Genomic DNA, 7,180 nt, shown 5'->3' with positions numbered 1-7,180 from the left:
CCCGCAACTGCGGGTTGGTATCGAGTTTACGGGGTTTAGGCCTGGCTAAACGGTCTACAGCCCGCTTTTGCGCCACGAGGGCATCGTAGCCATGCTCAGTCATCCCCCGGGCGATTTCCCTGCTAATCGTCGACTGATTCCGGCCAAGGTGGGCTGCAATCTCACGGTGAGTAAGACCCTGATCAAGCAGATAGGCTATCGCTATTCGGTCATGGCGGATAAGACGCTTTCCGCGTCCTACCTTCGATTCGGATTCAGTGGGATGATCATTGAGTACCCAACGCCCATACATGCGATTATGGTGCCACGTTTTCACCGTGGCAGTGCAGCGATCAACAACCTGGCCGGCCTGTTTATAGCTTTTGCCAGCATCCACAAGTTTCAAAGCTTGGGCAATGCGATCCCGCTCGTGTTGTATGGCTCCACCGCGACTGGTATTGGCGAGTTCGATACCGTCTTGCGCAAGGTATCGGTAAGCGGTCTGTGGGAAACCTGTCTCTTTCAGTGCACTATGCGCAGACCGACCGCTTTCTACAATAGCAATGATCTTTTGGTATTGATCTTTGTACTTATCCTCATTCAGGCTCCGACGGCGCTTGCCACGGCTAAGGCCCTCAGCCTGGCGCCACACCTTCGCCGTAGCCTTCGAGCCCCCCAACTCCTTGAGGATCACCGACATCGGACGCGCATCATGCAGATACGCCTGCACATACCGCTCACGTAGCTTTCTATCGCCTAACATCTACACAACCTCCTAGCTGTATAGATGTATTCACCACCTGAGCCCGCCGCAGGCGCGGCGAACAACTTTGGCAGAACAGGCAGTTTTGCGTTTCGGGGCTTAGTTGGTTTGGGCCGCAGCGAGCTCAGTATGTGGCTTGTCGGATTGAGTGCCTCGAGCCTTGAGGCAGATGGCGTAGAGAATCCAGCTGAGTAGTGCCAGCCACACGAAGTCATCGACCAAGAACTTCTGGTACAGCGGCATCGCGTGGACATCGATGCTGTCACCAAACCACCACTTCGGCGGAACGGTCAGCAGCATGCCCACCCAAGCGGCGAGTACAGCCAGCAGGCTGCCGGCGACCCAGGTGGAATTGCGCCAGGACCAGGCGCGGTAGACCAGAACCGGCACGATGAGCGACAGCCACACCCAGTGGTGCGACCACGAAACAGGCGAGATGAGCAGCATGATGGTGGCGGTGGTGAGGTGGGCATCGACAAGCAGGCTTCGCCGCATTTGCGCCAGGATGAGTGCCGAGCCAACACCGATGATCACGAGCGCCGCGACCAGCCATAGCACATTAATAAGCGTGCCGTGGTTGTCCATGGCCTCCTGGGAGGTAAAGAGGCGCTGGATAACGCCCTTGAGCGAAGAGTTGGATTGATAGTCCGTGGCCACGCCGAAGTCCGCGCCCTTGCCCATATCGAGAAGCTTCGAGGTGAAGAATTCAACGAAAGCCTCCCAACGGTAGGCGGCGGCCAGCAAGGTGGCCAAGACAGCGGAGACGAAGGCGGTGAGAATTGGCTTCCATTCGCGGCGCAACAGGAAATACAGCAGCATGGCCAACGGGGTAATTTTGATGGCCGCCGCGAGACCTATCAGCCAGCCTTGTGGAAGCTTCCGCTTGCGGGGAACCAGATCGAAGATGACCAGCGCCATGATGACAATGTTGATTTGCGCAAAGCCGTTGTTGAGGCGGATGGGCTCAAAGAACATGGCCGCGGCCCACGCGATCGCCACGGTGGGCCACAGGTTCGGTACCTTTAGCGCGCGGAAGATAGCGTAGAGGCAAGCGAAGACTAGGGCGTCCGAGAGGACGATCATGATATCGCCTGCCAGGGAGTCACTCATCCACTCAAAGGCAGTCAGCGGCACCATGACGAGCGCGCCGAAGGGTGGATAGATGAAGGGGAGCGTCAAATCCCCGGCGTACATCGGCTCCGAATAGACCGAGCGCCCCTCCATGAAGGCGCGCACGCCCTCGCGGTAAATGATCATGTCCACTGGGAAGTCCGTGTGGAGGATGTGACGGATGACGCCTACCAGGCCCACGATAAGCCCGGCGGCGGTCAGGAGTGTGCGCCTTGCGGCGTTAGTGGCGAATTTCATCGCCCCATACTCTAATTGACGTAGCCATCCACCACGCGCACCGCACCGCGGTCTGCAGAGGTGGCCATGTTGGCGTAGGCGCGCAGAGCCTTGGTGACCGGGCGGTTGCGGTCCTTTGGCGTCCAGGGCTTCTCACGCTGCTCCTCGGTGGCGCGGCGGCGTTCCAGCACGTCTTCGTCCACGTCGAGGGTGAGCTGGCGCTCGCGGATGTTGATGGTGATGGGGTCACCGTTTTCCACTAGGCCGATGAGGCCGCCGTGGGCAGCCTCGGGGGAGATGTGTCCGATGGACAGGCCGGAGGTACCGCCGGAGAAGCGGCCATCGGTAATCAAGGCGCAGGCCTTGCCCAGGCCGGAGCCCTTGAGGAAGGAGGTCGGGTGCAGCATCTCCTGCATGCCGGGACCGCCCGCGGGGCCCTCGTAACGGATGACGATGACATCGCCAGGCTGGACTTCCTTTTTAAGGATGATGGATACGGCCTCTTCCTGGGATTCCACCACGCGAGCTGGGCCGGTAAAGGTCCACAGTTCCTCTTCAACACCGGCGGCCTTGACGATGGCCCCGTTGGGAGCGAGGTTGCCGCGCAGGACGACCAGGCCACCGTCGGAGGAGAAGGCATGCTCGGCGTCGTGGATGCAGCCATTGGCAGCGTCGGTGTCGAGCTCATCCCATCGGTTGGATTGGCTGAATGGCTCGGTGGTGCGTACACCGCCGGGTGCGGCGTGGAAAAGTTCGAGAGCGGCCTCCGTGGCCTTGCCGCCGCGGATATCCCAATCATCAAGCCATTCCTCGGCGTTGTCGTAGAGCGCGGTGTGGACCTTGAGGTTCAAGTGGCCCGCGCGGCGCAACTCGCCCAAGATAGCGGGGATGCCCCCGGCGCGGTGCACGTCCTCGATGTGGTAAGTGCCGTTGGGGGCTACCTTGGACAGGCAAGGTACGCGGTAGGAGATCTCATTGATGTCCTCGAGGGTGAAGTCCACCTCGCCCTCCTGCGCGGCGGCCAGCGTGTGGAGGATGGTGTTGGTGGAACCACCCATAGCCATGTCCAAAGCCATGGCATTGCTGAAGGCTTCCTTGGTGGCAATCGAGCGCGGGAGAACGGCGTCGTCTTCGTCGCCGTAGTAGCGTCGGCACAGGTCCACGATGGTGCGGCCGGCTTGCTCGAAGAGATCGCGGCGGGCGCTGTGGGTAGCCAGCGTGGTGCCATTGCCCGGAAGGGCCAAGCCGAGTGCCTCGGTGAGGCAGTTCATGGAGTTGGCGGTGAACATGCCGGAGCAGGAACCACAGGTGGGGCAGGCGGATTCCTCCACGCGGGTCAAGCCCTCATCGGAGACGGCATCGCTGGCCGACGCTGTAATGGCCGTAATCAGATCCGTCGGTGCGTGTGCCACGCCGTCAACGACAACGGCCTTGCCGGCTTCCATCGGGCCACCGGAGACGAAGATGGTGGGGATGTTGAGGCGTAGCGCGGCATTCAACATGCCCGGGGTGATCTTGTCACAGTTCGAGATGCACACCAGGGCGTCGGCAGTGTGGGCATTGACCATGTACTCGATGGAATCGGAGATGATCTCCCGCGAAGGCAGGGAGTAGAGCATGCCGCTGTGGCCCATGGCGATGCCATCGTCAACAGCAATGGTGTTGAACTCCTTCGGCACGCCGCCGGCTTCGCGGACGGCGTCGGCCACGATGTCGCCGACGTTTTTGAGGTGGACGTGACCGGGTACGAACTGGGTAAAGGAGTTGGCAATAGCGACAATTGGTTTGCCAAAGTCGCTCTCCTTGGAGCCGGTAGCGCGCCACAGTGCGCGGGCACCAGATGCCTGGCGGCCAACGGTGGTGACTTTGGAGCGGAGCGGGTACATGGTTAATCCTTTAGTTCGGGGTGTTTCTTGAGGTACTCGGCGTATTCCTCCTTGGTGAGGAGGACTTGCTGGCCATCGCGGTGGACGATGATGACCTTGTCGTCGGCGGCGTTGCGGCCTGCAGTCAATGCGTCGGGGATGCGCCCATTGGAAGCGGCGGCAAGGCGGGGGAGGGAGTTGAAGGTCACTCCCGGCAGGTTGAAGTTGTTGCCGCTTGTGGTGCGGGCGTAGGCCCGCGAGCGCTGGAAGCCGATTCCCTTGAAGTTGCCCCACTCGATGTTCTTGGGGCCGCGGAAGCCATAGGAAATGTGGACGCCCTTGCCGTCGACGGTGGTGCGTGCGCGTAGAACCCACCAGATGGCCAGCACTGGGAAGATGAGTACCCAGAAGAGGTACTTCGGGGCCCAGCCAATGCTGAGAAAAGCAATGGCGGCGAGGATGCCAATGCCGAGGAGGTGTTCGCGGGTGGGCTTGAACGTTTCGGCCGTGGGGTGTTCGGCACGAGTTGATGCGTTCTGCGGATGTGAGGACGTCATAGTGGGCCATCGTAATTGACTGTGCGGCGCGGTGGCGAACCGCCCCACCTGTGCAATCTCGCAAAATGAGAAAAAGATCCCAAAAATGGGGGTAAGGGCCTGCGGTGGCGTTTCTATCAGTGTACAGTTTATCCCATGATCATTATTCGACTTCACCTCGTAGTAGTACCCGGGCGGCGCGTGCCGTAGCGAGTCCACTAGTGACGTCGACCAGCAAGCGCCCCCGTTACCTTCACACCCAGGAAGGACAGCGGGGGCGTTATTTGTTGGATGATCTCTCCGATATCCACACCCACCAAAGGAGCACATCAACCGTGACAGCTTCCACACCGCCACAGCGGGCGCCCGAGCGCATCACGGGCGCACACGCCATTGTCCGTACCCTCGAAGATTTGGGCACCGAGCTTGTCTTCGGCATTCCGGGTGGCGCCGTGCTTCCGCTGTACGACGCCCTCTTTGAATCCACGAAGCTGCGCCACGTGCTCACCCGCCACGAGCAGGGGGCCGGCCATGCAGCCGAAGGCTACGCCCAAGCATCCGGAAAGGTCGGCGTCATGATTGCTACCTCCGGCCCGGGTGCGACCAACCTGGTGACCCCGCTGGCTGACGCCAACCTGGACTCGATTCCCGTCGTGGCAATCACGGGCCAGGTGGGCAGCTCCCTGCTGGGCACCGATGCCTTCCAAGAGGCTGATATCCGTGGCGTGACGATGCCGATTACGAAGCACAACTTCATCGTCACTAAGGCAGAGGATATCCCCGGGGCGATCGCGGCAGCCTTCCATTTGGCCGCCACTGGGCGCCCAGGGCCTGTGCTCGTGGATATCCCGAAGGACGTGCAGAACGCTTATATGGAATATTCGGGCCCAAAGATGCCGGAGCTACCGGGGTACAAGCCCACGACTACTCCGCACCCGCGCCAGATTACCCAGGCTGTTCAGCGCATTGCGCGCGCCGAGCGTCCGGTGCTCTACGTTGGCGGCGGCGTCATCAAGGCCGAGGCATCCCGGGAGCTGCGCGAGTTTGCGGAGCTAACCGGTATCCCTGTAGTGACCACGCTCATGGCTCTCGGTGCCTTCCCGGATAATCATCCGCAGCACATGGGTATGCCCGGCATGCACGGTACCGTGCCCGCGGTGGCGGCCCTGCAGCGCGCGGACCTTATCATCGCCGTGGGTGCACGCTTCGACGACCGCGTGACCGGTGATACGGACACCTTTGCTCCCCACGCCGAGGTGATCCATGCCGACATTGACCCGGCGGAAATCGGCAAAATCCGCGAGGTGGCTGTTCCCATCGTGGGCGATGCCCGCGAGGTGCTTCTGCGTCTGACCAAGGCTTATGCCAATGATGCGGAGCTGGATGCCCCGCAAATTGGTCCGTGGATGGAGTATTTGGGGAACATGCAGCGCCGCTTCCCGCGCGGCTTTGAGCCGACGTCAGATGGCCTGCTCAACCCGCAAGAGGTGATCCAAAAACTCAGCTCCATCGTTGGCCCGGAGGCTATCTACTGTGCGGGCGTGGGCCAGCACCAGATGTGGTCGGCGCAGTTCCTCGACTTCGAGCGCCCCCGCAGCTGGATCAACTCCGGTGGCGCCGGCACGATGGGCTACGCCGTGCCCGCGGCGCTGGGCGCAAAGGCTGCCTGCCCGGAGCGAGAGGTCTGGGCTATCGATGGCGATGGCTGCTTCCAGATGACCAACCAGGAGCTGACCACCGCGGCCGTGGAAGGCTTTCCCATCAAGGTTGCCGTGATCAATAACGGCAACCTGGGCATGGTGCGCCAGTGGCAGACGCTCTTCTATGACAACAAGTACTCCCACACCAAGCTGCGCGAGCACGACGAGTATGTGCCGGACTTTGTCAAGCTCAGCGAAGCTCTTGGCTGCGAGTCCATTCGCGTCACCACGGCAGAAGAGATCGGCCCTGCGATTGAACGTGCGCGCTCAATCAATGACAGGCCAGTGGTCATCGATTTCATCGTGGGTCAGGATGCCCAGGTGTGGCCGATGATTGGCGGCGGGGCTTCTAACGAAGAAATCCAGTACGCCCTGGGCCTGCGCCCGCTGTTTGATGACAATGAGTCCGCGGCCGAGGAACCGGCCGACATCCACGAATCCCTCGAGGAGGCCGAAAACAATGGCTAAAGACGACATCACCCGACACATCCTATCCGTGCGGGTCCAAGATATTGAGGGCATCATCTCCCGTGTGACCGGCATGTTCACCCGCCGTGGCTACAACCTCATCTCATTGGTGTCTGCCCGGACCGAGACGGAAGGCATTAACCGCCTGACCATCGTCGTGGATGCCTCCGAGGTCATCATCGAGCAGGTGACGAAGCAGCTCAACAAAATCGTCCCGGTGCTCAAGGTGGTGGAGCTGGAGGAAGAAAACACCATTGCCCGCTCGATCATGCTGGTAAAGGTTGCCGCGGATAACTCGAACCGCCCCCAGGTGGTCGATGCAGTGAACATTTTCCGCGCGCGCATCGTGGACGTCTCGCCGGAGTCCGTGGTGGTTGAAGCCACCGGTACGCCGGGCAAGCTGCAGGCGCTTCTCGACGTCCTCGAGCCTTTCGGCATTCGCGAGCTGGTGCAATCCGGCAACGTCGCGCTGGGGCGCGGGCCGAAGGCAATGGCACCGACAAAATAAAATCTCACAATGTG

The 7,180-nt window shown here is 61.1% G+C and carries 6 protein-coding genes; 2 read left to right on the top strand and 4 right to left on the bottom strand.

Going from position 1 to position 7,180, the window contains the following annotated elements; genetic code table 11:
• The 4 genes from HMPREF2537_RS12550 to HMPREF2537_RS10305 all read right to left on the bottom strand — a co-directional run.
• The coding region (locus tag HMPREF2537_RS12550) for a helix-turn-helix domain-containing protein (protein WP_148138151.1) at positions 1 to 742 on the bottom strand (742 nt) is incomplete at its 3' end.
• Between the two features lie 99 nt (positions 743 to 841).
• Positions 842 to 2,110 (bottom strand): glycosyltransferase 87 family protein, encoded by a 1,269-nt coding sequence (locus HMPREF2537_RS10315; protein ID WP_070528626.1) that lies wholly within the window; start codon positions 2,108 to 2,110, stop codon positions 842 to 844.
• An 11-nt stretch (positions 2,111 to 2,121) separates the two neighbouring features.
• A complete protein-coding gene (ilvD, locus tag HMPREF2537_RS10310) occupies positions 2,122 to 3,975 on the bottom strand; it encodes a dihydroxy-acid dehydratase (RefSeq protein WP_070528623.1) in 1,854 nt (617 codons plus the stop codon).
• A gap of 2 nt (positions 3,976 to 3,977) precedes the next feature.
• Positions 3,978 to 4,511, bottom strand: a complete 534-nt coding sequence (locus tag HMPREF2537_RS10305; protein WP_070528620.1) for a PH domain-containing protein — start codon at positions 4,509 to 4,511, stop codon at positions 3,978 to 3,980.
• A 314-nt stretch (positions 4,512 to 4,825) separates the two neighbouring features.
• Between HMPREF2537_RS10305 and HMPREF2537_RS10300 the strand changes: the two genes are divergently transcribed.
• The gene (locus tag HMPREF2537_RS10300) at positions 4,826 to 6,658 is read left to right on the top strand and encodes an acetolactate synthase large subunit (protein WP_070528614.1); all 1,833 of its coding nucleotides are present in this window, start codon (positions 4,826 to 4,828) and stop codon (positions 6,656 to 6,658) included.
• The gene (ilvN, locus tag HMPREF2537_RS10295; RefSeq protein WP_070528612.1) at positions 6,651 to 7,166 is read left to right on the top strand and encodes an acetolactate synthase small subunit; all 516 of its coding nucleotides are present in this window, start codon (positions 6,651 to 6,653) and stop codon (positions 7,164 to 7,166) included. The genes HMPREF2537_RS10300 and ilvN overlap by 8 nt, the downstream gene beginning before the upstream one ends.
• Positions 7,167 to 7,180 lie beyond the last annotated feature (14 nt).

Origin of the sequence: Corynebacterium sp. HMSC074E01 (genome assembly GCF_001808885.1) — a bacterium.
GTDB lineage: Bacteria > Actinomycetota > Actinomycetes > Mycobacteriales > Mycobacteriaceae > Corynebacterium.
This window is presented reverse-complemented; position numbering and strand designations above follow the sequence as displayed.

Excerpts from the sequence above, each read along its gene's own strand:
- HMPREF2537_RS10305 (WP_070528620.1), bottom strand. The coding sequence starts at position 4,511 with ATGACGTCCTCACATCCGCAGAACGCATCAACTCGTGCCGAACACCCC.
- HMPREF2537_RS10315 (WP_070528626.1), bottom strand. The coding sequence starts at position 2,110 with ATGAAATTCGCCACTAACGCCGCAAGGCGCACACTCCTGACCGCCGCC.
- ilvD (WP_070528623.1), bottom strand. The coding sequence starts at position 3,975 with ATGTACCCGCTCCGCTCCAAAGTCACCACCGTTGGCCGCCAGGCATCT.
- ilvN (WP_070528612.1), top strand. The coding sequence starts at position 6,651 with ATGGCTAAAGACGACATCACCCGACACATCCTATCCGTGCGGGTCCAA.